We start from the raw sequence: 24,757 nt of genomic DNA on the forward strand, positions 1-24,757 counted from the left end.
GGGGGCGATCTTTCCCGTCCTCGGTCGGCTGCGGGAACATCGAAAATTTCGGTTTCTGAGCGTTGACGTTTCGCGGATTGCCTGTGCACACTTGCCAACGTCTCGCACACCGGGCAGGGATGCGCCGCCTGTCGAACCACCGTCGTCTGCGAGGGGCCTGCGTTCACGGTCCGCGTCCGGAGCTGTTTGGGAGCGCTCCCAATCCCAATCCTGTGGACGATGCCCCACGATGCCTGTTTTTCTCCCCCCACTTCAGTGCGCGTCGAAGGGACAAACATGTCCAGACTCCAGCGAGCCTTCCGGTCGACCCGCAAGGCGATGCTGTCAGCAGCCGTGGCGCTCGGCGTCGCCGTCGGAGGTCTTGTCGCTCTGACCGCCGCTCCTGCCGCTCACGCCGACACACGGATCTGCGACCAGTACGGCTCAACCACCATCCAGGGTCGTTACGTGGTCCAGAACAACCGATGGGGCACCACCGCGACCCAGTGCATCAACGTCACCGGCAGCGGCTTCCAGGTCACCCAGGCCGACGGCACCGCCACCAACGGCGGACCCAAGTCGTACCCGTCGGTCTTCTACGGCTGCCATTACACCAACTGCTCGCCGGGCACCAACCTGCCCGCGCAGCTCAGCGCGATCAGCAGCGCGCCGACGAGCGTCTCGTTCAACTACGTCGGCAACGCCGTCTACGACGCCGCCTACGACATCTGGCTCGACCCGACGGCCAAGAAGGACGGCGTCAACAAGACTGAGATCATGGTCTGGTACAACCAGACCAGTCCCGTCCAGCCCGTCGGCTCCCGCGTGGGTACCGCGAACGTCGCCGGGCGCAGCTGGACCGTGTGGACCGGCAACAACGGCTCCAACGACGTGATCTCCTTCGTGGCGCCGTCGGCCATCGGCAGTTGGAACTTCGACGTCAAGGCGTTCGCCAACGAGACGATCAGCCGGGGCTTGGCCCAGAACTCCTGGTACCTCACCAGCATCCAGGCCGGTTTCGAGCCCTGGCAGAACGGTGCCGGCCTGGCGGTGACGTCCTTCTCGTCGTCGGTGAACATCGGCGGCGGCTCCACTACCGGCGGCTCCACTACCGGCGGCTCCACCACCGGCGGCTCCACCACCGGTGGTACGACGACCGGCGGCTCCACCACCGGCGGCACCGGTTCGCCGTCCTGCAAGGTGACCGTCACCCCGCAGACCTGGGCGGGCGGATACACGGCCAACATCACCGTGGCCAACACCGGGCCCACGGCTGCCAACGGCTGGAAGGTCGGCTTCACCCTCCCGTCCGGCCAGTCGATCACCAGTGCGTGGAACGCGACGGTGTCGCCCTCCTCCGGGTCCGTCACCGCGTCCAATCTCTCCTACAACGCCCAGATTCCGGCCGGCGGAACGCAGTCCTTCGGCTTTCAGGGCACGTATTCCGGCACCTACGCCCAACCCGCCGGCTTCACCCTCAACGGCACCTCCTGCTCCTGACCTCCGGCCGCGCCCAGGTCCACCGACCATGTCTCCTGCAGTTCGCGGGACTTGCGCCGGACCTCGCTCCAGCGGACCAGCCCGAGCGGCCCGCGGTCCAGGCGGTGCAGGAACAGGTTCTCCGCGACGGTCACCTCGGGGATGATCGTGGACTTCTGGTAGACGCAGGCGGCTCTTCTGCGCCAGGCGTCGCGGTCCGCCAGCCGCGGGGCGGGCCGGCCGTCGAAGGCGACAGTTCCCCGGTCGGGGGCCCGCAGGCCGGTCATGATGGACACCAGGGTGGACTTTCCCGCGCCGTTGCGGCCGACGAGTGCGCGGGTCTGTCCCTGGTGGATCGTGATGTGGGCGTTGTCGAGCGCCACGGTGGAGTCGAACTGCTCGACGATTCCCGACGCCTCGGCGACGGGCGCTGCCGTACCCATGAGCGGTGTCGCCTTTCCGGTCAGCCGAGGTGGTTGCCCCACAGGGAGGTGTCCGTGTTCTTCACGCTGGCCACCCCGCCGTACGTGGCGCCGTCACGTCGTTCTGGGAGTTCGTCGTCTTCAGCGTCATCTTGAGCTGCTTGGCGAACTGCGGCGTGTACTTGATGTACGAGTTCCAGAAGTCGGTGTCGGAGCGGGGGTAGTCCACGCCGACGGCGGACGTGCCGCCGGAGTCGGAGTTGCACGCGGCGAGCAACGGGATCGCCACAGCGGCGAGGACGGCTGCCAGGGCGGTGGTTCTGATGGAGGCTGGCTTCAGTAGGGGTCGTAGGGAGCCAGCTGTCGCATCCACTCGATCGCCTGCTGAACGCCCCACGCCTGGTTGGCGTCGACCGCGATAGACCCGAGTAGTCCGGCTCCGGGTTCATCGCGCCGGATCCGTCCAAGTCGAGCGAGGTGGTGAAGCGGATATCGGCCGTCTCCACGGCGATGATCAGCTCGGCCATACGCCCTGGCCCTTCCGGATCCCATGGGTATGCGCCCAGGGGGCACTGCTGCCTCCATGACATGGGATGGATTTATACGGGCCACGCCGACCACCTGTCGAGAGGATGCCACGGAACGCTTGCGATGATGCAGGTAGGGCTGACTGTGGGCGATACGAGGCGTGTCGCGCGACCAGGGATTATCCCTCCCATGCCTGACCAGACATCGGATGACCCTGCTAGTCTCATCCAGCGCCTGCAGGAGAGTGGGGGACCACCGATGTCACTGACCGACAAAGCCATCGCCCGGATCAGGGAACTCATCCAGTCGGGAGAGCTTCTCCCCGGGGCGAAACTGCCTCCGGAGCAGCAGTTGGCCTCGGACCTCGGGCTTTCCCGCAACCTGATGCGTGAGGCGGTCAAAGCCCTCGTGGTCGCACGGGTTCTGGAAATCCGGCGAGGAGACGGCACCTATGTGACCAGCCTTGAGCCGGCGCTGCTGCTGGAAGGCCTCGGGTCCGCGGTGGAACTGCTGCGCGGCGACACGTTGCTGGAGCTGACCGAGGTCCGCAGACTCTTCGAGCCGATCGCCACCGGTCTGGCTGCCGACCGGATCACCGAGGAAGACCTCACCGAGATCAAGTACCACCTGGACGCGATGACGCGCGCCAGCGACGATGTCGAACTGCTCAACAAGCATGACGCTGCGTTCCACCTCGCCGTCATCGCCTCCGCGGGCAACAGCACGCTGACCACCCTGCTGGAGGGCATCTCCAGCCGCACGGTACGTGCCCGGGTGTGGCGCGGGCTGGTCGACGACAACGCCGGCGACCGGACCGTAGCGGAGCACCGGGCGATCTACGACGCCCTGGTCGCACGGGACCGCGCCCTTGCCGAGGCCGCGGCCCTGATCCATGTGAGCACGACCGAGCAGTGGCTGCGCGAGCACTTGGACCAGGAGGGCGGCAGCGCGGGCAGCCGTCCGTGACTGCCGGGCCGGAAGGACGGGAAGGGTGAGGTTCGCCTGGCCTACGGCGAGAGCGGGCTGGACATCGACGCCGGCCCCGCGGTGACCACCGTGGTCGAACCGGTGCACCGCGAGGCCGCTCGCGACCAGGCCGCGGTACTGACCGCTGCGCTGGTGATGGCCACCTCGCACCTGACCGACGACGAACTGGCAGCCCGCGCACCTGCGACAGCCCCGGGACGTCTCGGAAACCGTGGCCCGGGCTCTGGCCGCCGCCGGGTGGGGCCGCTTCGAGGGGAAGTGGCACCCACCCTCGGCGTCCGCTGCCTGACGGCTCCGGCGCCGCGACGCAGGCCTGCCGCGGCGCCGGATGCGCTGCGTGCCGTCGCTCAGCCGAGGGCGATCGCCGTCCAGGAGACCGGCGGCAGGACGATGGTGAGCACTCCGTCGGCAAGTGCCGCGCTGGTGTTCGCGGACGGGGTCACCCGGTTCTGCTCGGTGAGTGTGTTCTTCGCGTAGGCATCGGAGTCGGCGAGCGTGACCGCCTCGACGACGCGCGACGAGCCGAGGTCGCGCACGTCGATCGTGACCTGCGCGGCCTCGGCGAGGTCGCGGTTGACGAGGAAGACCGCGGCGCGGTCCCCGTCGACGGTCGCGACAGCGTCGACGACAGCTGCCTCGCCGTGCCGCGCCGTCTCGTACGCGGGCGTCTCGATCACGGGCCGTACCACCTCGCCGGACGCGAGCCGGCTGGTGATCGAGAACGGGTAGAAGGTCGTCTGCCGCCAGGCCGGGCCGCCGGGCTCGGTCATGATCGGCGCGATCACGTTGACGAGTTGCGCGAGCGACGCCGAGGTGACGCGGTCGCTTCGCTTGAGGAGCGTCATCAGGAGGTTGCCGACGACGACGGCATCCGCCACCGTGTACGTGTCCTCCAGCTGCCGAGGAGCATGGCGCCACTCGGTGTTGACCTCCTGCGACTCCATGTGCTCCTTGAGGTACCAGACGTTCCACTCGTCGAAGGAGATGTTGATCTTCTTGCCGGAGCGCTTCTTGAACCCCACGTGGTCGGCGGTCGCGACGACGGTGTCGATGAAGTAGTCCATGTCGGTTGCCGAGGCGAGGAAGGAGCCGAGGTCACCGTCGTGCTCCTGGTAGTAGGCGTGGCACGAGACATAGTCGACATGGTCGTAGGCGTGCTCCAGTACCGTGCGCTCCCAGTCGCCGAACGTCGGCATGCCGGACCCGGAGGAACCGCAGACGACGAGTTCGAGGTCCTTGTCCGCCATCTTCATCGCGGCGGCGGTGCGGGCGGCGGTCTTGCCGTAGTCGTCAGCCGTCATGAAGCCGGTCTGCCAGGGTCCGTCCATCTCGTTGCCGAGACACCACATGCGGACGTTGTGCGGGTCCGGCGTGCCGTTGGCGACGCGAAGGTCCGACAGCGCCGTGCCGGACGGGTGGTTGGCGTACTCGAGCAGGTCCAGGGCGGGCAGGATGCCTCGCGTGGCGACGTTGACCGCCAGCATCAGCTCGGAGCCGGTGAGCTTGAGCCACCTGGCGAACTCGTCGAGGCCGACCTGGTTCGATTCGAGTGCGTGCCACGCAAGGTCGCGGCGCACCGGGCGCTGCTCCCGCGGACCGACCGCGTCCTCCCACCTGAAGCCGGAGACGAAGTTCCCGCCCGGGTAGCGGACGGTCGTGCTGCCCAGCTCCCTGACGAGTTCGACGACATCCATGCGGAATCCGTCGTCGTTCGCGGTCGGGTGTCCCGGCTCGTAGAGGCCGGTGTAGACACAGCGGCCGAGGTGTTCGACGAACGAGCCGAAGGTGCGGCGTCGGACAGGAGCGATGAACGCCTGCCTGTGGAGCGTGATGTGCGCGCGGGGCAATTCAGTGGTCCTTGTCTGGGGGTGGTGCGGGCCGAGCGAAGGCGCCGCCCAGCGGCCTGCCCCTACCGGGGTACGGCACGGGCATGCTCACAACGGGTGCGTGCTCTGCAGTGGATTTCAGCCCTTCACGGCGCCCGTGAGGCCGCCGACGATCCGTTTCTCGAAGATGGAGAAGAAGACCAGCGCGGGCAGCATCGCGAGCGAGGTGAACGCGAGGACCTTCGCCGTGTCGGTGGAGTACTGCGAGGAGAACGCCTGGACGCCGAGTGGCAGGGTGAAGTTCGCTTGCGAGTTGAGGACGTACAGCGGAAGGACGTAGTTGTTCCAGCTGCCGATGAAAGCGAGGATGGCGACTGTCACCACACCGGGCACCGACAGCGGGATCACCATGCGGACGAAGAAGCCGAGTCGGCTCGTACCGTCGATCGCGGCGGCCTCCTCGATCTCATGGGGTATGGCGCGCAGGAACGGCACCAGGATGATGACAGTCGTCGGCAGGCCGAAGGCGATCTGCGGGACGATCACGCCGAGCAGGTTGTCGATGAGCCCGAGGTCCTTGATGACGATGTAGAGGGGGGTGATCGCGATGACCATCGGGAACATCAGGCCGGCGGCGAACAGCGAGTACATCGCGCCCTTGAGCTTGAAGTCGTAGCGCGCGATCACGAAGCTCACCATCAGGCCGAGGACGACGATGCCGACGGTGCTCGCCAGCGCGACCAGGACGGAGTTCGCGAACTCGCCCCAGAACCTCGCGGACTTCAGGACGTTGACGTAGTTGGCGGTGATCCAGGGGTGCGGCAGGGCGGCAGGGCTCGTGGTGATCTGCGAGTTGGTGCGGAATCCGCCGAGCACGATGTAGATCACCGGAGCGATACAGACCCCGACGAACAGCAGCGCGACGAAGTAGGTGAAGGGGCTTCCCCACTTCTGCGGCGCGTCACGACCGACCCGGCGACCGCTCCGGCCGTTCGGCCCGGCGGCGGAGGAGAACCAGGACCTTGCAGTGGTCGCGCTCATCAGACGGTTCCCTCCGTGACGGCTCCCCGTAGGTCACGGCGCAGGACGAAGCGCTGGTAGATCAGCGCCACGACGAGCGATATCAGGAACATCACGACCGCGATGGCGCTCCCGTAGCCGTAGTTGCCCGCGTTGCGGCCCTGGGCGAGCATGTAGATCGCCATGGTCGAGGTGCCGGCGGTGCCCGAGACGTACTGGCCCCAGATGATGTAGACGAGGTCGAACAGCTGCAGGGAGCCGATGATCGACAGGAACGCCCAGATGCGGATCGTCGGTCCCAGCAGCGGCAGCGTGATGCGGCGCTGTATCTGCCAGTAGGAGGCGCCGTCGATCTGGGCGGCCTCGAAGAGCTCCTCGGGGATCGACTGGAGGCCGGCGAGCATCAGGATCACCGCGAAGCCGACGTACTTCCACGAGATGATGGCCATCAGCGTCCAGATGGCCAGCTTCGGGTCGGAGAGCCAGTCTGCTCGCAGGGAGCCCAGGCCGATCTGCCGCAGCAGGTCGTTCATGGCGCCGTCGCCCTGGAGCATCAGGCTCCAGCCGGTGCCGACGATGACCTCGGAGATGATGTAGGGCACGAAGATCAGCACCCGGATGATCGAGCGGCCGCGGATCTTCTGGTTGAGCAGGAGCGCGAGGACGATCGCCAGAGGCCCCTGGATGACCAGGGACAGTCCCATGATCATGAAGCTGTGCTCCAGGACCTGCTGGAACGCGGGGTCGGTGAGGATCAGCTTGTAGTTGTTCAGGCCGACCCAGGCGGTGGGTGCTCCGTATCCGTGCCAGCGGTAGAAGCCGTAGTACGCGGCGAGCGCGACCGGAAAGATCACGAAAGCCAGGAACATGAGGATCGCCGGTCCGGACAGGAGGGCGATCTCGAGTCGCATCTTGGCACGGCCGCGGCGGCGTGAAGCCGCCCGCGGCGAGGTCGGGGGTGTGGCAGCGCCCCCGACCCGAGACGTGCCCTGCGACTGGCGGCCGAAGGCCGTGTCAGTACCCAGGGTGTCGCTCATGGGCTACTTACTCAGCCCCTCTCGGCAGCCTTGTTCGTGTCCTTGACGATGTCGGCCGCGGAACCCTTGCCGGCGAGCAGGTTCACGACGGCGGTGTTCATCGCGTTGCCGACGTTCTGGCCGTACTCGGTGTCAAGGAACTGCATGGAATACGCGGCCTTGTTGAAAGCCTGCAGCGCCGAGATGTTGTACGAATCGGTGACGACCGACTGGGCGGCCTTGTTCACCGGGATCGTGACGAAGCCCTTGGCGTAGCCCTCCTGCTGCTCCTTGGTCACCAGGAACTGGAGGAAGTCGAAGGCCTCCTTCGGCGCGTTCTTGGACAGCGAGTATCCGCCGCTGCCGCCCATGATGGCGCTCGGGTCGCCCTGGCCGCCGGCCACGGAGGGGAAGGGGAACCAGCCCAGGTCGGGGAGCGGCTTCTGGTCCGGGGTCAGGGCGCCGATCACCCCCGGGTCCCAGTTGCCCATGAGCTCCATGGCAGCCTTGTGGTTCGCCAGCAGGCCCGCCGAGGACCCGGCGCCCTGCTGCGCGGGGGCCGTCAGGAATCCGTTCTGGAAGGGGCCGATCTTCAGGAAGGAGGACAGGTCGTCACCCGCCTTGGTCCAGCACGGATCATCGAACTTGAGCGACTTGCCGGCCTCGGTCATGCTGTCCCGGCTGCACTCGCGCAAGGCGAAGTTGTAGTACCAGTGCGCGGCCGGCCAGGCATCCTTGGCACCCACCGCGATCGGCGCGACGTTGATCGCCTTCAGTTTCGCGACATCGGCCTTGAGCTCGTCCATCGTGGTCGGCGTGGCGGTGATGCCGGCCTGCTTGAACAGGTCCTTGCTGTAGTAGATGCCTTCGGGTGCCGTGTCCAGCGGCATCGCGTAGACCTTGCCGTCGATCGAATCGCCTGCGAGGGCGGCCGCGCCGACGTTCGCCTTGTCGGTGTCGGTGAGGTTCAGCGTCTGGAGCTGGCCGGCGTTGACCATGGCCTGCATCTTGCCGCCGCCGCGCTGAAGGAAGACGTCCGGCGCGGAGTTCGAGTTGAGCGCGGTCTGCAGCTTGCCGTCGAGGTCCTCGTTCTGGACGTACTGGATCTTGACCGTGACGTTCGGGTGCTGGGCGTGGTACTCCGCCGCAGCGCTCTTCCAGTACTCCGCGCCGGGGCCGGGCTGCGCGTTCTCCCAGACGGTCACCGTGACCTTGCCACCCGACGAACCGCCGCCGCCGTTGTCGCTGCTGCTGCTGCTGTCGTCGCTGCCGCCGGCGCAAGCGGTGGCAGCAAGCGCGATGCCCAAGCCGATCCCCGCAGCTGTTGCGCTGCGTATCTTCCTCGTCATCGTGGAATCTCCCTGATCTGTCGTCATTGTCGTCACTGGTGGGATTGGTTTGTGCAGCGGCGATGGCCTGGTGGGCACCGAAGGTCTCGTGCACGTACTGATCCGGTCGTCCGGCCGCAGGTTGGTGCAGCGGGCCGGGGGATCCCCTCAACGAACCTTCGCTCAAAGGCAGTTGCCGCGACGCGGTGTCCATTGCGCGGTGAGCGACGACCGGCAGCGACGGCACACGGCGTGTCGTCGCCGAGGAGGAGGTTCGTTCGGTAAGCAGGCGAAGGGCGGCCGTTTGCTCAGGGTGAGCGCAAACGTAGACCGCACCATGAGCGGAGTGGCGATACGGACTCCGATTACGCCGAAGGCGGGCACTCTTCACATGCGGCGGGAATCCGGCAGACGGGGATCATCACGTGGTTTGCTTGATTAGCGCTAACATTCAACCTGTTCTCCCGCTTCGGGTCGCCTGGGAATGCGTGCTCGCCTCCCCTTTTGCGCCTCGCAGGCCCCCGATGGGGAGCTGGAAGCTCCCCGCTACCGCCCTGAACTCCCGCTCCGGACCGAAAGTTTCGCGCACCTTGCGATCGTTTCGGCACCTTAGGTCGAGCCATCGGCACACGTCAATACATCTCACACAAACAGGCCTGGGACCCTGATCTGGTCCCGTGCTGCCCGCCTGCCTGGTGCGAGCCCCCTTCGGCGAGCAGGCTGTGCGAAAACTTTCGAGTATGGTGCTGACTCATTCGCTGAGGTGGTGCGGGCACCCGGCGGCAGCAACCCGCCGGATGCCCGAAGCCGGATGTCTCGCGCAGGTGCCGGAAGCGGCGGCTGATGTCGTCGGCGAGGTCAAGAAGGCCGGCGCGGCGCAAGCCGTCCTTGATGAGGACCGGTGGCCGATAGAGGTGATAGGCCACCGCCACCCGGCCCGGTCAACGGGCCGGCCTTTCCGGCGGCGCGGCGGCGGCCAGCGGTTCCCCGCGGCCGCCCGCGTCCTCGACCGCCGCCTCGACCGCCGCGTCCTCCATGCACCGGGCGAATGCCTCGGCCTGGGCGGGCGAGACATAGTGCGTGTCGATGCGGATGTCGAACACCAGCCCGCCGTCCGGCGTGTCGTCGGCGTGGACGAAGAACCGCTCGGATGAGGTGTCCTGTCGCTGGGTCCAGGCGAAGGTGGTGTCGTCGCGCGCGGCCCGGAGCTGCTCGGCCGGCTCGTCGGCGGTCACCTGCTGGGCGGCGTCCGGCGTCGGGGCGTGAGCGCTGCGGTCGTTGAAGTACGTCCCGATCACGATGTCCTCGCCGCGCTCGCGGGAGAGCCGGGCGATCAGCGCGTCCAGGTCCTCCGGTTGGTAATAGGCGTACTTCCAGGCGGAGATGCTGGCCTGCCCGGTCAGCTCGACGACCTCGGTGGCGGTGGCTCCCTCGACGTCGAGGGAGCACATGCCCGACTGCGAGACGGGGCACACCACGTCCGAGAGGCCCGGCCGGAACCGGTTGCTGATCACCGGGCGGACCACCACGGGGCTGATGCCGGTGGCCCGGTGCAGGCCGAGCGCGAACAGCGCCAGCAGGACGGCCGGCGTCCCGGTGCCCGTTCGCGCGGCGATCATCGGCAGGGCCTCGGCCAGCACCCGTGAGCGGAACTCGGCCACCCAGTGCCGCGGCGTGCGCGGGTCCGTGGGTCCGGGTAACTGCCGTGCGGACACCGTCTGCAGGATGTTCTCGAAGAACCGCAGTGTCCGCTCGCTCTGCCGCTGCCCGGCGGACGACCGCTGCCAGCGGGCCTGTTCGAGCTGCTGCATACCGGTGGCCGGCGTGGTCTCGCGCGCCCCTACGTCGCGGAGCATGATCGCACCGCCGCGCCCGTCCATCGCCAGGTGGTGCAGGATGGTCACCAGCTGCACCGGCCTGCCGTGCTGCCGCACCACCGCCATACGCACCGGCCACGCGTTCGCGTAGTCGAAGGGGGTGCGCCGGTAGTGCGCCTCGACCGCCGCGGCCACCTCGTCCGGGTCGGCGTCCGGGTCGGCGTCGTAGACCTCAAGGGTGATCTCGCCGGTGGCGAAGAGGCGCTGCCGGGGCCGTCCGGTGGCGTCGAAGCGCAGCCGGGTGCGCATGGCGGGGAAGCGGCCCATCAGGTAGCGCAGCTCCTCCGCGATGTCGCCGAGAGTCCTGCCGGCCTCCAGCGGCGCCCGCCCCCCGATCGGCAGCCCGGACTCCTGTCGGCACATCGCGCCCCATATCTCCGACATGCCCCAGGACATCTCACCCTCGCCCTCGCCGTCCCCGGCGAAGCCGACGGCCACCTGCTCGGCGAGCGGCGGCGCCGGCGGCCCCTCCGCGGCGCCCGCGTCGGCACCCGCCGTCCGCGCGCGATGCCGCTCGCGCATCACGGACTTGTCCACCGGGCCGGAGACCCGGTCCGCGTCGTCGATCACCACCACCCTGCGCAGCGTCGCCGCGGCGGCGGACGTCAGGGCGGCGCGGACCGCGCCCGTACGGTCGGTCCGCCGGTCGGCGCCCGCGTGCAGCGCGAGCAGGACGTCGGTGACGACCTCGCCGTGGACCCGGTCGGAGACCACCGTGCAGTCGTGCACCTCGGGACACGCGGCGAGGACGCGCTCCTCCGACATCGCCGCGTACAGCCACTTCCCGCCGTCCAGCGGCACCGCGTCCGCCGCCCGGTCGACGTGGTAATAGAAGCCCTCCCCGTCCCGGTACATCAGGTCGCCGGTGAGGTGGTAGCCGCCCCGTCGGCTGCGGTACGTCGCCGCCGAGTCGTTCCAGTGGCCGGGAGCCAGGGTCGGCCCCCGCACGCCCAGGTGGCCGACCTCGCCGACCGGGACCTCCCGGCCCGTCGCCAGGTCGAGCAGCGCCACCTCGGCGAAGCCGTGCGGGACGCCGACGCATCGCCCGTACCGCTCGGTCGTGCGGGTGTGGGTGAGGTGGAAGACGGGGTGGCCCATCTCCGTGGAGCCCATGCCGTCCAGGAAGCTGGAGCCGGCGGAACGGCGGACGCCCTCGCGGGTGACGGCCTCGTGCGAGCCGGCCGCGACCAGCTTGCGGATGTGCGGCTCGGGAACGCAGCCCCCGGTGCTCCGCCACAGCGACACGGAGTCGAGGTCGTGCGCGGCGAGGTCCATCGCGGCCAACTGCGCCCAGGTGGCGCCGGAGCCGAGGACCGCACCGGGCTTCCAGCGCTCGATCGCGGCCACCACCGCGGGGCCGTCGTGCGGCGCGGACAGGAACAGCGGGTCGCTGCGCAGGCACAGCGCCGTGTTCAGCGCCTGGACGCCGGCCGCGTGGGCGGAGGGCAGCGCGCTGAGCATGCGCTCTGCGCCCCGGGCGGGCGGAGCCGTCAGCTGGAACAGCCGCATGGCCGCGAAGAGGCCGGCGTGGGAGTGCACCACGGCCGCGGGCACCCGGGTGGTGTCCGCGGAGTGGGTGACGGCCACCGGGTCGTCGCCGTGGTGGCGGTAGTGTGCGGGCGCGCCCGCCGGGTCCGCGGTGCCGGTGTCCGCCGCTTCCGCGTGCAGGGCGACGGACTCCAGGTCGTAGCCGGCCAGCAGGGCGCGGTGCCCGGAGTCGGTCATCAGTGCCACCGGGCGCAGCCGCCGTATGTACGCGGCGGCTGCGTCGCCCGCCAGGGACCGGTCCATCAGCGCGGGAATCGCCCCGAGCCAGGTCAGGGCCAGGAAGGTCAGCAGACAGTCCGCGGCCCCCGACACGTACACCGCCACCGGGTCGCGCGGGCCGACGCCGTGCGCGTGCCACCACGCCGCCCGGGCGGCGACCCGCTCGCGCAGCTCGCCGAGCGTCAGCGGACGGCCGGCGGGGCAGCCGTCAACAGCGGTGTCGAAGGCCGCGCCGGGGCCCGCCGGGTCGGCCCCGAGGGCCAACAGCGCGGGAAGCACGTTGCCCGCCCCCAGCTCCGGGTCAGCGGCGAGCCGGGCCCGGATGTCCTTGCCGGTCACGGCATTCCTCCTTCATGTCGACTTGTCGTCATGTCGTGCCGCCTCAAGCGCCGTTCGCTCCTTTCGCCGCCGCCGACGGGCTCGGCCCGTGCGACGCCCCGGGTGCCCGCGAGCAGGCCGACCCGCCCAAGGGGGAATCGGGCGCGACTGCTCCCGCTCCTGCCCAGGACGCGTCGAGTCGGCCTTCATCGGCCGACCGACCCCGGACCCGTCCGCGTTTCCGGCTTTGCTGGTTGCCGATTCACCGGGAACGGCGTACCCCGCGGGAACGCCGGCGCGGCGCCGGAACCGGTGAGCCGGTGAAGCTCTCGTCTCCGACGGTATTTATCGGTTGGCCGACGTCGGCGGATGGTCTGGATCAATGGGAGGCGGAACTGTCGGCGAGGGTGTGCCGTATTCCCGATCCGAACTTTCATCGCTGAATTCTGCGCTGTCAAGCCCCGCCGGTAGGACCGCAAACACCTCATCCATCGCTGCCGTGTCGATCCATCACACAGGCCCCAGATCCCCCGTATTGACTGGTTGCGACGGCCGCGGCTAGCATGACCGACGATTCGTCAACTGTCGCAACAGAGAAGGGCGTTGGCAGCCCAGAACGACAGCTCCGCACAAGCGCGCTTCTGTCGGGTCATCCCCTGGCCGCCCTCGCGGCCAAGCGATCCATTTCCTTCAGGCCGCCCTCCCGGCCTGTATTTTCCTGCCTCCTGCGGCCAACTGATATCTGCCCATGCTCTTTGTGGTATTCCTGCGCTCCGCACTCCGTGTTCCGTATTCCTGCATTTTCACGCGTGCGGCGCCTGCGCTTCTGCCGTATTTCGGGGAAGGAGCCGGTGCCGCCTTGGAGCGAAGTTCCCAGCGCCCGCGCCGCCCGCTCGGTCAAAGCCCTGGGCGACGGGCGGTTGACCGAGGCTGTCCAACTGCCGCTGGACGTGCTCGGGCCGCGCGCAGCAGGGCGCGAGTGCTCTCCGCCGTCCAGGGCGTCGAGCGGGCGGGCCGTGTCGCCCAGTTCGGTGGCCAGTGCTGTCAGCGGCGGGCCGGGGTGGGTGACGGCATAGGCGGCGGCGATCGCGAGGGCCAGCGGCAGTCCGGCGCAGCAGGCCAGCACGGTGGCCGCTGCTTCCGGTTCCGGGCGCAGCCGCCTCGGGCCGAGCGGCGGGCGGGCAACGGGCGGCCCCCGTCGTCGGGCAGCACGTTGAGGGCAATGGGGCCGGCGCCGTACGCGGCGAACGGCACCGTCACCAACGTCGGCTCCAACCTGTGCCCGGACGTCACCGGGGCCGCCACCCCCAACGGCGCGCTGCTCGAACTCTGGACCTGCAACGGCGGCAGCAACCAGCAGTGGACCCGCCAGTAGACACGTCGGTACCCCGAGCGCGGCCGGTTCGGCACCTTGACGGTGCCCCCGGCGCGCACCACCATGCGTGGGAGCGCTCCCACTCTCTCGTGTCCGCCGGAAGGAACGAACCGTGATCCCCCACTCACCACGCTCCCACGCTCCGAGACGTCCCGGACAGGTCCGGCGGCTCCGCGGCCGCGCACTGGGCACGCTCGCCGTGGCCGGCCTGCTGGGCGCCGCGCTGGTCGCTCCGGCCGGAGCGGCCGGCGCCGCCGACGAGCCGCCGGAGCAGATCGTCAACGGCGACTTCTCCAACGGAGGCACGGCTCCCTGGTGGTGGACGGCGAACAACCCGGCCTCCGTCGTGGACGGCAGGCTCTGCGCGGACATCCCGGGGGACACGGCCAATCCGTGGGACGCCATCATCGGGCAGAGCGACCTTCCCCTCATCGCGGGCGAGAGCTACACCCTCAGCTACACCGCGACCGCCTCGGTGCCGGTCACCATCACCACCAACGTGCAGATGGCTGTCGACCCCTACACCACCGAGCTGTCCGAGCACGACCAGATCGGCGACACCTCGGCGCCGATCACCCACACCTTCACCGCCAGGGCGGACAACGACGCCGCCCAGCTCGCCTTCCAGGTCGGCGGCAGCTCCCATGCGTTCACGCTGTGCCTCGACGACATCTCGCTGCGCGGCGGCGCCGAGCCGCCCGTCTACACGCCTGACACCGGTTCCCCGGTCCGGGTGGACCAGGTCGGCTACCTGCCCAGCGGACCGAAGGACGGCACGTTCGTCACCGACGCCACCGAGCCGCAGAGCTGGACGCTCAGGAATGCCGCGGGGACCGCTGTCGCGACCGGCACCACCGAGCCCGGCGGCACCGACCCGACCTCGGACCAGAACGTCCAGACGTTCGACTTCGGCAGCTACACCACCCCCGGCGACGGCTACACCGTCACCATCGGCGACCAGACCAGCGAGCCGTTCTCCATCGCCGACGACGTCTACTCCGCGCTGCGGACCGACTCCCTCGCCTACTACTACAACCAGCGCAGCGGCATCGCCATCGACGGCTCCATAGCCGGCGCCGCGTACGCCCGACCCGCCGGGCACCTCAACGTAGCCCCCAACACCGGTGACAACGACGTGCCCTGCCAGCCGGGCGTGTGCGACTACACCCTGGACGCGGCGGGCGGCTGGTACGACGCCGGCGACCAGGGCAAGTACGTCGTCAACGGCGGCATCGCGGTCTCCGAGCTGATGAACTCCTACGAGCGCACGCTGACCGCCGAGGGGGCGAACGGCGCGGCGCTGGGCGACGGCAGGCTGAAGGTGCCCGAGACGGGCAACGGCGTGCCCGACATCCTCGACGAGGCCCGCTGGGAACTGGGCTTCCTGATGGAGATGCAGGTCCCCGACGGACAGCCGCTGGCCGGCATGGCCCACCACAAGCTGCACGACCAGGCGTGGACCGGCCTCCCGCAGGCGCCGGACAAGGACTCCCAGCCGCGCCTGCTGCACCCGCCGTCAACCGCGGCCACGCTCAACCTGGCCGCGGCAGCCGCCCAGTGCGCCCGGCTGTTCCGGCCCTACGACGCGGCGTTCGCCGATCGCTGCCTGGCAGCCTCGCAGAAGGCGTGGACCGCGGCCGAGGCCCACCCGGCCGTCTACGCCGACCCCAACGACGCCACCGGCGGCGGCGCCTACAGCGACAGCGACGTCACCGACGAATTCTACTGGGCTGCGTCAGAGCTCTTCATCACCACCGGCGACGACTCCTACCGCCAGGCGGTGCTCAGCTCCCCGCTGCACGGCGACACCGCCGCCGTCTTCCCGCCCGACGGGTTCTCCTGGGGCTCCACCGCCGCACTCGGCGCCCTGGACCTCGCGACCGTGCCCAACAAGCTGACCGCGACCCAGCTCGCCACCGTGCGCTCCATGGTGACCGACGCCGCCGACGGCTACGCCGAGGACTCGCAGACCGCGCTCTACGGCCTGCCCTATGCGCCCTCCGGCCAGCACTACGTGTGGGGGTCCAACAGCCAGGTGCTCAACAACGCCGTGGTGCTCGGCGTGGCGGGCGACCTGACCGGCAGCGCCAAGTACCAGGACGCGGTGCTGCACGCCCTGGACTACGTTCTGGGCCGCAACCCCTTGAACGAGTCCTACGTCACCGGCTTCGGCGAGCGGAACTCGCACAACCAGCACAGCCGCATCTGGGCGCACCAGCTCGACGCCGACCTGCCCAACCCGCCCGCTGGCACCCTGGCAGGAGGCCCGGACAGCCAGTTGGAGGACCCGACCGCGCAGAGCAAGCTGACCGGCTGCGCGCCGGCGATGTGCTACATCGACGACATCGAGTCCTACTCCACCAACGAGAGCGCCATCAACTGGAACGCGCCACTGGCCTGGGTCGCCTCCTACGCGGACGACCTCGGCGGCAGCGGCGGCCACGGTGGGGGCAGGGCGGCCTGCCAGGTCACCTACACCTCCTACCGGTGGAGCGCCGGCTTCACCACTGTGGTGTACCTGAAGAACACCGGCACGACGGCTGTCTCCCCCTGGGAGCTGACGTGGTCCTTCGCCGACAACCAGCAGATCACCGACCGCTGGCAGGCCGAGATCACCCAGAGCGGGCACCAGGTCAGCGCCAAGCCGGTCAGCTGGAACGGCTCCCTCGCACCCGGCGCCTCCGTCTACTTCGGCTTCAACGGCACTTCGAGCGGCCAGGTGGCCGATCCGGTGGCGCTGAGCATGAACGGCGGCCGCTGCGACACCGTCACGTGAGGGCCCTCGGCGGGTCACGGAGAGGAGAGCGAAAATGATGACGGGAAAACCGGGTAGGAACGTGAAGTCAGCTCTGCTCCTGGCGGCCCTCGTCCTGCCGGTGGCCATACCGGCCACCTCGTCGTCCGCGTCGGCGGCGACCTCGCTCGGCATGCGCGGCGCGGACGTGTCGACCGCCCAGCGGGCACTGGATCTCGGCGCGAAATACTACGACGCGAGCGGCAACGCCCGCGATCCGCTGGACATCCTCAAGGATGCCGGCGTCAACTACGTCCGGCTGCGGGTCTGGAACAACCCGGCCGGCGGCTACAACAACAAGGCGAAGGTGCTGCAGTACGCGAAGACGGTCAAGGCCAAGGGGCTGAAACTGCTGGTCGACTTCCACTACTCCGACAGCTGGGCGGACCCGGGGCAGCAGAACAAGCCGGCGGCATGGGAGAGCCACGGCATCGGCCAGCTGCAGACAGACGTCTACAACTACACCTACGACGTCTGCAACAGCCTCAAGGCCCAGGGCACCACGCCGGACAGCGTGCAGATCGGCAACGAGATCAACACGGGGATGCTGTGGAACGACGGCAGGGTGGTGAACAACGACTTCACCAACCTCAGCCTGCTGCTGAAGTCCGGCTACAACGCGACCAAGGCGTGCAGCGGCACCACCCAGGTCGTCATCCACACCGCGGACGCGGACAGCGACGCGCACGCACGCTGGTTCTACGACGGGATCAAGGCGAAGGGCGTCAACTGGGACATCACCGGCCTGTCGTACTACTGCATGTGGCACGGCTCGCTGTCCACCATGGGCGGTGTCGTCTCCGACATGAGGTCCCGCTACGGCAAGGATGTCGTCATCGCCGAGACCGCGTACCCGTTCACCTCGGCGGACGCCGACGGAACCGGCAACTCGGTCACCTCCGGATGTGCGGGATACCCGCTCACCTGGCAGGGCCAGGCCGCCGAGTTCGACGCGGTACAGAGCACCGCCCGCAGCGCTGGGGCGATCGGCGTCTTCTACTGGGAGCCGACCTGGTACGCGGTCCCGGGCAACGGCTGGGACCCGGCGGACATCAGCCACAGCGGTGACGGCTGGGACAATATGGCCGTCTTCGACTGGACAGGCCACATCAACCCCGACGTCAGGTGGAGACCGTAGGCGCGCGACGCTCGTCCCGCCGGCCTGAGGTTTCAGGCGAAGCGGCCGATGCTTTTGGCCACACGTAGCAAGCTCCCCATGTGGCGCCAGTCAAATCGACGATATGGGAGGGGCGTGGGCAGGGCAAGTCGAACACGTATTCGCCTTCGGAATGCCGATGTAGGCTTCGGTATGGCATCCGACCGGCTGCGTACCGCGTGGTCGGCGGCGGGAGATGACGGAGGCGGGTCATTGGACGGTGGTCCCGCTGGTGCGGCGGTCGGCGGCTCGGTGTCGGTGCCGCCGGACGCGGGGGGCACTGGGGCGTATCGGCCTGGTTATGAGCGTGTGGCTGAGGAGATTCTGCGGCTTATCGCGGAGTTGGGGTTGCGTCCGGGGGATCGGATGCCGACGGAGAATCAGTTGGCGTCGCGGCTGGGTACCAGTCGGACGGTGGTGCGTGAGGCTGTGAAGATCCTTTCGGCCGTCGGGCGGATCCGTGCGCAGAAGGGCCGTGGCCTGTTTGTGGCGAATGATCAGGGGATGCTGGGTTCGTCGTTGTGGGGGAGTTTCTTCCTGCCGACGGATCTTGATCATGTCTACCGGTTGTTCGAGTTTCGCCGGGTGCAGGAGGCGGCGGCCAGTCGGCTGGCGGCGGCGCGTGCGACTCCGGCGGACTTGCGGGCGATCGAAGAGGCGGCCGGGATGTGCCGGGAGGGTCATGTGACCGGTCGGCGTGAGCTGTTCGACCGCGGTGATGACGATTTCCATCTCAGTGTGGCGAAGGCTTCGCAGAATCCGTTTCTGGTGGACGCGGTCCGTGAGGCCCGTCGGCTTCAGCGGCAGTCCAGCGTCATCGGGTTGCACGGGACGGTCGGCGGACATGCCGAGGAGGCGGTGGCGGAGCACGCGGCGATCCATCAGGCGATCAGGGACGGCGATGCGGAGGCGGCTGCGCAGGCGGCCGCCGTCCACCTGGACCAGACCCTTGAGGACTACCGCCGCGAGATCCAGCGCCGCGTGTTCGGCTGAGCCGCCCACCGGCCCGCTCCGGGGCAGCGCACGCGGATGGCGACCAGTGACGGCCCGACGCCGCCCTGCCCCGGAAGCGCCCGGGGCGAGGCGGCGGTCCTGATGCACGGTTCAGCGGCAGGCACTGCTGGGACTACACGCTGATGCGAGTCACCCGAGCGTCCACTGCTGGTTGCTCTGGCCGTTGCAGGTCCACAGTTCGACCAGCGCGCCGTTGGCGGTGGAGCCTTGGGTGACGTCCAGGCACAATCCCGACTGCACGCCGGAGACGGTGCCGTTCGCGTTGAACGTCCACTGCTGGTTGTTCTGGCCGTTGCAGGTCCAGGTGGCCACCTTGGTGCCCGGGGTGGTGCCCTGGCCGCTGGCGTCCAGGCACAGCTGGCTGGTGCCGCTGTAGACCGTCAACTGCCCGGAGGAGGTGCGGGTGAAGGTCTGGTTGGCGCCGCCGTTGCAGTCCCGGATCTGCGTCTGGGTACCCGGGGTGGTGGAGGAGTTCGGCACGTCGAGGCATTTGCCCGCGCCCACCGCGCGCAGCGCCCCGGTGCTCCCCGTGCCGCCGCTGCTGGTCACGCCGGCCTGCGCGATGACCTGTTGTGCCGCTGACGGCCAATTGGTTCCGCTGACCTGGACGTTGCCGGTCAGGACGTTGTTGTGGGGTGAGCCGGTGGCCACCTGGGTGGCACCGGAGTTGTACCAGTTGGTGTCGAAGGTGCTGTCGTTGGTGTTGTTCGAGCCGCCGGCGTTGGTGAAGGCCCACACGCCGGAGTCCTGGATGACGTTGTTCTTGAGGTTGATGTAGCGGGAGCCCTCGTCGAGGTAGAGGCCCACGGTGTGCTGATTGTCGTAGATGTAGTTGTGGTCGATGCTGGCGCCGGGGTTGGCGGACAGGTTGTAGATGCTCCCGCCGTCGTGGAAGACCTTCTTCGTGCCGTGGACGAGGTTGTAGCTGACGACGGTGTTCTTCAGGGTCGTGGGTGTGGTGTAGACGGGCTGGTAGTTGTAAAGGCCGCGGTTGCGGTAGTCCTGGCTGCCGCCGGGGTCGTTGGCGCCCCAGCCCCAGCCGACGTCGATGCCGTCGTAGGCGAGGTTCGAGACCTCGTTGTGGGTGATGACGGCGTGGGTGGCGTAGGTCGACAGGATGCCGGCCATGTCCTTGTAGTCCTTGGCGACGCCGGTGATCCGGTTGCCCTGGATGGTGATGTCCTGGTTGGTCATCGCCGCGTTGGAGGGGTGGTGGGCGTCGGGCTGGACGCCGCCGACCACGATGCCCGAGCCGGAGTCGTCGGAGAAGGTGCTGCCGGTGACGGTGACCGACCACGCGCCGAGGCCCACTCCGGAGGCGTGGGCGTCCGCGTCGTTGCCGATGCCGAGGCCCACCTGGCCGAGGTGCGCGAAGGTGTCACCGGTGAAGGCGATCCCGCGGGCCGCGGAGACCTGAACCGCCGCGGGTACCTGGCTCCAGCTGTTGCGGGCGGCTTCGAACAGCGGGCAGCCGGACTGGCAGGACGTCAGGAAGTCCGAGGGCTGGGTGAAGCTGCGCCCCAGGAAGGCACCGCTCTGCTGGTCGGCGTAGCCGAGGGAGCTGCTGGGCTGGAGCCAGGTCGTGTGCTCGAAGGCGATCCCCTGGACGGTGATGTCGTGGGCGGGGCTGGAGTAGCTGCCGCCGATCTGCAGCAGGGAGGTCAGGCGCGGCAGCTCTATGTCGTGTGCTGTGGGCGACCACCCCGACGGCGCCTTGTAGTAGAGCTGTCCGGCCTGCGGGTCGAGGAACCACTGGCCGGCGGTCTTCAGGAAGGAATAGGAATTCTCCAGCTGGAGGCTGCCGCCGGCGAAGGGCTTGACCAGCGTGTCGTAGCCCCAGTTGTTGTTGTTCCAGGCCGGCTGCTGCATCGTGATCGTGCTGCCGCTGATGGACTGCACGGGGGCATAGCGGTCGGTGAAGGAGTTCTGGCTCTCCAGCTCGATCCGGTTCTGCTGCGGCAGCGAGGCGAGATAGTTGAGCGCCGAATTGACGATCGTCATCCCGCCGGCGGTGATGTTCACGTCGCTGCGGGCGATGGAGATCGCCGCCCGCGGCGCCAGGGCGCCGTCCACGTACAGCTGCCGCGAGTCGGCCCCGCCGGGTACCGACGCCGCGTAGATGTTGTCGGACGCGTCCTTGACCGTCCAACCCGTCACCTGCTGCCCGCCGGACAGCACCGGACTCTGCCCGGAAGCGGCCTGCCAGACCACCTGGTGGCCGTTGCTGCCCGAGTCCGCGCTGCCCAGCACCAGGGGGGAGGACAAGCGGTACGTTCCGCCGGCCAGTTGCACGACGATATCGCCGCTCATGTTCCCGTCGACGGCCTCGACCGAGGACTTCGCCTGGGTGACCGAGCAGGGGGCCGAGGCGGAACACGCGGTGCCGCTGCCGGTGGGTGAGACGTACAGGGTCGTCATCGTGGCCGCGTGCGATGTCACGGCCGGAGCGGCGACGACCGCACCGATGGCGAGGGTCGCGACAAGAGCCCCTCTCGGTGGCCGGCTGCGGCCAGGGCGGCCGCGACGGAGGAGATTCATGGACTGCTCGCTTTCTGCGTCGTGGAGGGACGGTGCGAGAGGGCGGCGCCGCGGCGGTCCGGGCGCCGCCCTCGGGTCAGCACGTACTGCTGCGGCTATGCCTCGCCCAGCGGCTCGATGGCCGGCGAGCCGCAGACGGCGGTGTCAGCTCCGGCTCCACTTCTGGTTGGTGGCGCCGGTGCAGGCCCACAGCTGGACGAGCGTGCCGTTGGCGGTGCCGTAGGCACTGACGTCGAGGCACAGGCCGGACTGGGCGTTGGTGATGGTGCCGTCGGAGTTGACGTTCCACTTCTGGTTGTTCTGGCCGTTGCAGTCCCAGATGATCGCCCGGGTGCCGTTCGCCGTACCGCTCGCCTCCGCATCGAGGCACTTGCCGCTGTAGACCCGCAGTTCCTTGGCGCTCGTGGCGGTCCACTGCTGGTTCGCGCCGTTGTTGCAGTCCCACAGCTCGGTCTGGGTGCCGTTGGTCTGACTGGAGTTGGGGACGTCCAGGCACCTGCCGGCCGCCACAGCGTGCAGTGCGCCGCCGGTGCCCGTGCCGCCGGTGGAGGTGCCGTAGCCGGCGGAGGCGATGGTGGCCTGGACGGCGTTCTCGGTGGCGTCGGTGGGGAAGCCGGCGGTGATGGCGCCCTCGAAGAACTCGCCCTGGCCGGAGACGCTGTTGTCGCCGCCGGTGCCCAGGATGATCGAGCTGTCCGTCTTCATGGGCGAGTAGCCGTTCGGCAGAGCGCCCGAATAGGTCGTGGTCAGTCCTCCTGAGGCGGCGTTTCCGTATTTGAGGGTGAAGTTGCTGGTGCCGTTGTTCTTCTCCCAGGCGCTGACGAACGGGTAGTGGACGCCCTGGTTGTTGGCGTCGTGGTTGGAGCCGGTCCCGGTGTGGTACATGCCGTTCTCCAGGTCGGCCTCGACCCAGGGGCCGGTGCCGGTGCAGCCGCCGAACCAGCAGGCGTTGCCCCAGTAGATGGAGTTCATGGTGGCGTTGCCGGTGTCGGTGTGGGTGTTCTCACCGCTGCCGTAGTCGAAGCAGCACCACTGGTTGGTGAAGTTGGACGAGGTGACCATGTAGATGCCCTCGGGCTGGGCGCCGGTGGGGGCGCCGTTGGCGTGGTCGAGCCGGTAGCCCACACCCTGGTTGACCTTGACGCCGAAGACCTGGTGGCCCGCGGCCGTGACGGGCAGAGCCATGGCGTCGGCACCCACATCGGCGCCGTTGGCGCCGGGGCCCTTCCAGTAGCCGCCCCAGGAGATCGGCATGTCGTTGTGCTTGCTGCTCTGGTCGTAGATCTTGGTGATCGTGCACGATGTGCCGGAGCAGAACGAGACCTGGGACGCCCCGTCGGCGTAACCGCCGGCGGCCAGCAGCCCGATGTCGCGGTAGCTGTGATCCGATGCGCGCTGGATCTGGTACAGCGGGCCGTTGTACGCCGCGAACAGGGCACGGGTCGTGGAGTGCGCGGCGATGCACGGCGTACCGCCGGTGGCATACAGATCACAGGGCAACGACGAGGCGGCCGCGGCCGCCGGAGCGGCCTGGCGGGAGGTGCTCGTGCCTGCGGCGGGCCCGCTGGCGTCGGCCTGCCCTCCGAAGATGGCTGCTGCCACGGCCAGGGCCAGAACCAGCAGGAGCACCGCGAGCGGTCTGCCGCGGCGTAGCCCGGTGGGTGGGGGGAACGTGACGGACATGAATCTTCCTTTCGAGAGAACGGGCTGCTGAGAACGGGTGCCGCCGAACGTGGTGGAGGACTCGGTGGCGCCGGCCACACGTGCCGCAATAGCACCTATGCCGCGCCGCGGCGGCGGGGATGCATCAGTCTCTTCGGAGAGGTGACGCTCGCAGTCGGAGTGTCCGTGGCGGCGTTCCCGAGATCATTCCGGTTGCGCTGCCGCACACCGGAGAGTCCGCAGACGGAGCGCACCGGTGGTTTGCCCAGGTCGATCCTGTTCCTCTGATCACGGAACAACTCCTGGGAGAATGTGAGCGCTCACAGCGAGGTAGGTGCAGGCGATCGGATTCACGAGAACCGGGCTGGCGAGTGTCGAAATGAGACTGACACATTCTCGGTCCGAACCTCAAGAGGCGTGCACGCGGGGCTTCCCCTCTTCCCGTTCGGGTGCGCCTGGAGGGGAGTCCCTGGTTGCTCCCTGCGGGCCACCGCGGGCCGTCCGCCGCAGCCGAAGGTGCACAGAGCCGTGGTGCGGTCACAGGTGAGAGCACAAGCAATCCGCTGGCAAAGCAATCTTCCGGTCAGGTCGGACGATGTCTTGACTGGCACATCTGTGAGCGCTAACGCTTAGGCCATCACGGATCGGAGAGCCATGTCGCACACCGCAGAGACCCCTCATCGGGGGCCTCGCCGCCGGGCCCCCACGATGGCGGACGTCGCGCAGGTGGCAGGCGTGTCGTCCTGCTGGTGTCCCGGTTGGACGCGGCTCGACGGACGGTCGGCTGACGTGGTGCTGACGCCGGACGGCGTTCAGGACAAGCTCACCGTGGCGCGCTACCTCGGTGCCACGGTGGGCCGCTATACCTTTCCGGCAGCAGGCGGAGTACGGTGCATGACCACGAGTTGTACGTCGCGGCCGACTCCTACACGCCGGTGGACTCCGCACTCATCCCGCTGTCCGGTCCGCCGCAGGCGGTCGCGGGCACTTCCTTCGATCTCACCGGCCCGTGCCGGCTGGGCCAGGTCCTCGATCGTTGCGATGACGAGCAACTCGCCCTCGCCGGGGGCGGCTACGACCACAACTGGGTCCTGCGAGGCGAGGGCGGTGAGCTGCGCCTGGCGGCGGTGCTCAGCCATCCTGCGACGGGCCGGGTGATCGAGTGCCTCACCACCGAGCCGGGACTGCAGGTGTACACGGCCAACACGCCATCCGCCCCGGCCGCGGCGGGGCAGGGCTTCGGCGAAGCTCCGGGATCCCATCCGCTGCGGCGGCGCACCGGCGTCGCACTGGAGACCCAGCACTTCCCCAACTCGCCCCGGCGGCCGGACTATCCGCCCACATGGCTGCGCCCGGGGCATCCTTACCGGTCGACGACGATCTACCGGACGCGCGCTGTGGGATGACGGGGTGCGCTCCCTCCGGGGAGCGTCCTCGGCCCGCGCGCCAGGTATGTGCCCGAGACCGCCCGGCCACCGGAAGGGAGGGAATCCGCGCGATGCATTGACGCCACTCACTCGGCGACCTAGAGTGCCCGAAACGTTTGTGAAACATTCGGAAGTTTCGGCGCACTCGTGTGTCTCCCAGAGTCGCATCGCACAAGCGGATGGGGCGAGATGGATGTTAACGCTCACTGAACCGCAGGTCAGCCGCACTCAGGTTGCCCGCAGT

General features: G+C 68.9%; 14 protein-coding genes and 3 pseudogenes. 7 read left to right on the plus strand and 10 right to left on the minus strand.

What is annotated here, in order from left to right:
- The first annotated feature begins 276 nt into the window (after window positions 1-276).
- Window positions 277-1,479 (plus strand): GH12 family glycosyl hydrolase domain-containing protein, encoded by a 1,203-nt coding sequence (locus tag OHA86_RS35425; RefSeq protein ID WP_443071947.1) that lies wholly within the window; start codon window positions 277-279, stop codon window positions 1,477-1,479.
- On the opposite strand, the gene OHA86_RS35430 is transcribed toward OHA86_RS35425, so the two are convergent.
- The 3 genes and pseudogenes from OHA86_RS35430 to OHA86_RS36195 form a co-directional block, all read right to left on the minus strand.
- Window positions 1,431-1,901 (minus strand): ATP-binding cassette domain-containing protein, encoded by a 471-nt coding sequence (locus tag OHA86_RS35430; RefSeq protein WP_329181985.1) that lies wholly within the window; start codon window positions 1,899-1,901, stop codon window positions 1,431-1,433. The two genes, OHA86_RS35425 and OHA86_RS35430, sit on opposite strands and share 49 nt — an antisense overlap.
- Window positions 1,902-1,995: 94 nt before the next feature.
- Window positions 1,996-2,220, minus strand: a pseudogene (locus OHA86_RS35435) (sugar ABC transporter substrate-binding protein); the annotation flags it as partial.
- Window positions 2,220-2,303, minus strand: a pseudogene (locus OHA86_RS36195) (enolase C-terminal domain-like protein); the annotation flags it as partial. The pseudogenes OHA86_RS36195 and OHA86_RS35435, both read right to left, overlap by 1 nt.
- A gap of 363 nt (window positions 2,304-2,666) precedes the next feature.
- Between OHA86_RS36195 and OHA86_RS35440 the strand changes: the two are divergent.
- Entirely contained in the window at window positions 2,667-3,374 is a 708-nt protein-coding gene (locus OHA86_RS35440; protein ID WP_329181987.1) for a FadR/GntR family transcriptional regulator, read from the plus strand.
- 368 nt (window positions 3,375-3,742) lie between these two features.
- Here OHA86_RS35440 and arfA read toward each other — a convergent pair whose 3' ends face one another.
- The 5 genes from arfA to OHA86_RS35465 all read right to left on the minus strand — a co-directional run bounded on the left by arfA (window position 3,743) and on the right by OHA86_RS35465 (window position 12,568).
- Window positions 3,743-5,242 (minus strand): arabinosylfuranosidase ArfA, encoded by a 1,500-nt coding sequence (arfA, locus tag OHA86_RS35445; RefSeq protein WP_329181989.1) that lies wholly within the window; start codon window positions 5,240-5,242, stop codon window positions 3,743-3,745.
- Between the two features lie 117 nt (window positions 5,243-5,359).
- Entirely contained in the window at window positions 5,360-6,262 is a 903-nt protein-coding gene (locus OHA86_RS35450) for a carbohydrate ABC transporter permease (RefSeq protein WP_329181991.1), read from the minus strand.
- Window positions 6,262-7,278, minus strand: a complete 1,017-nt coding sequence (locus tag OHA86_RS35455; protein ID WP_443071948.1) for a carbohydrate ABC transporter permease — start codon at window positions 7,276-7,278, stop codon at window positions 6,262-6,264. The genes OHA86_RS35450 and OHA86_RS35455 overlap by 1 nt, the downstream gene beginning before the upstream one ends.
- An 11-nt stretch (window positions 7,279-7,289) precedes the next feature.
- On the minus strand, window positions 7,290-8,606 hold the full coding sequence (locus OHA86_RS35460; RefSeq protein WP_329181994.1) for an ABC transporter substrate-binding protein: 1,317 nt from the start codon (window positions 8,604-8,606) through the stop codon (window positions 7,290-7,292).
- Between the two features lie 920 nt (window positions 8,607-9,526).
- A complete protein-coding gene (locus OHA86_RS35465) occupies window positions 9,527-12,568 on the minus strand; it encodes an AMP-binding protein (RefSeq protein WP_329181996.1) in 3,042 nt (1,013 codons plus the stop codon).
- A gap of 1,201 nt (window positions 12,569-13,769) precedes the next feature.
- Here OHA86_RS35465 and OHA86_RS35470 point away from each other — a divergent pair.
- The 4 genes from OHA86_RS35470 to OHA86_RS35485 all read left to right on the plus strand — a co-directional run bounded on the left by OHA86_RS35470 (window position 13,770) and on the right by OHA86_RS35485 (window position 18,865).
- On the plus strand, window positions 13,770-13,922 hold the full coding sequence (locus tag OHA86_RS35470; protein ID WP_329181997.1) for an RICIN domain-containing protein: 153 nt from the start codon (window positions 13,770-13,772) through the stop codon (window positions 13,920-13,922).
- A 112-nt stretch (window positions 13,923-14,034) separates the two neighbouring features.
- Entirely contained in the window at window positions 14,035-16,698 is a 2,664-nt protein-coding gene (locus OHA86_RS35475) for a glycoside hydrolase family 9 protein (protein ID WP_443071949.1), read from the plus strand.
- A 61-nt stretch (window positions 16,699-16,759) separates the two neighbouring features.
- On the plus strand, window positions 16,760-17,854 hold the full coding sequence (locus OHA86_RS35480; RefSeq protein ID WP_329181999.1) for a glycoside hydrolase family 53 protein: 1,095 nt from the start codon (window positions 16,760-16,762) through the stop codon (window positions 17,852-17,854).
- A 327-nt stretch (window positions 17,855-18,181) separates the two neighbouring features.
- Window positions 18,182-18,865, plus strand: coding sequence for a FadR/GntR family transcriptional regulator (locus OHA86_RS35485; RefSeq protein ID WP_443071950.1), 684 nt, complete (start codon window positions 18,182-18,184; stop codon window positions 18,863-18,865).
- A 150-nt stretch (window positions 18,866-19,015) separates the two neighbouring features.
- Here the strand turns inward: OHA86_RS35485 and OHA86_RS35490 are convergent, their stop codons facing one another.
- Together OHA86_RS35490 and OHA86_RS35495 are read right to left on the minus strand one after the other, a co-directional pair.
- On the minus strand, window positions 19,016-21,325 hold the full coding sequence (locus tag OHA86_RS35490) for a ricin-type beta-trefoil lectin domain protein (RefSeq protein ID WP_329182001.1): 2,310 nt from the start codon (window positions 21,323-21,325) through the stop codon (window positions 19,016-19,018).
- 243 nt (window positions 21,326-21,568) lie between these two features.
- Window positions 21,569-23,107, minus strand: a complete 1,539-nt coding sequence (locus OHA86_RS35495; protein ID WP_329182005.1) for an arabinofuranosidase catalytic domain-containing protein — start codon at window positions 23,105-23,107, stop codon at window positions 21,569-21,571.
- 863 nt (window positions 23,108-23,970) lie between these two features.
- On the opposite strand from OHA86_RS35495, the pseudogene OHA86_RS35500 reads away from it, so the two are divergent.
- A pseudogene (locus OHA86_RS35500) lies at window positions 23,971-24,492 on the plus strand (aldose epimerase family protein); the annotation flags it as partial.
- Window positions 24,493-24,757: the final 265 nt, after the last annotated feature.

This window comes from Streptomyces sp. NBC_01477 (assembly GCF_036227245.1).
Classification (GTDB): Bacteria; Actinomycetota; Actinomycetes; order Streptomycetales; family Streptomycetaceae; genus Actinacidiphila.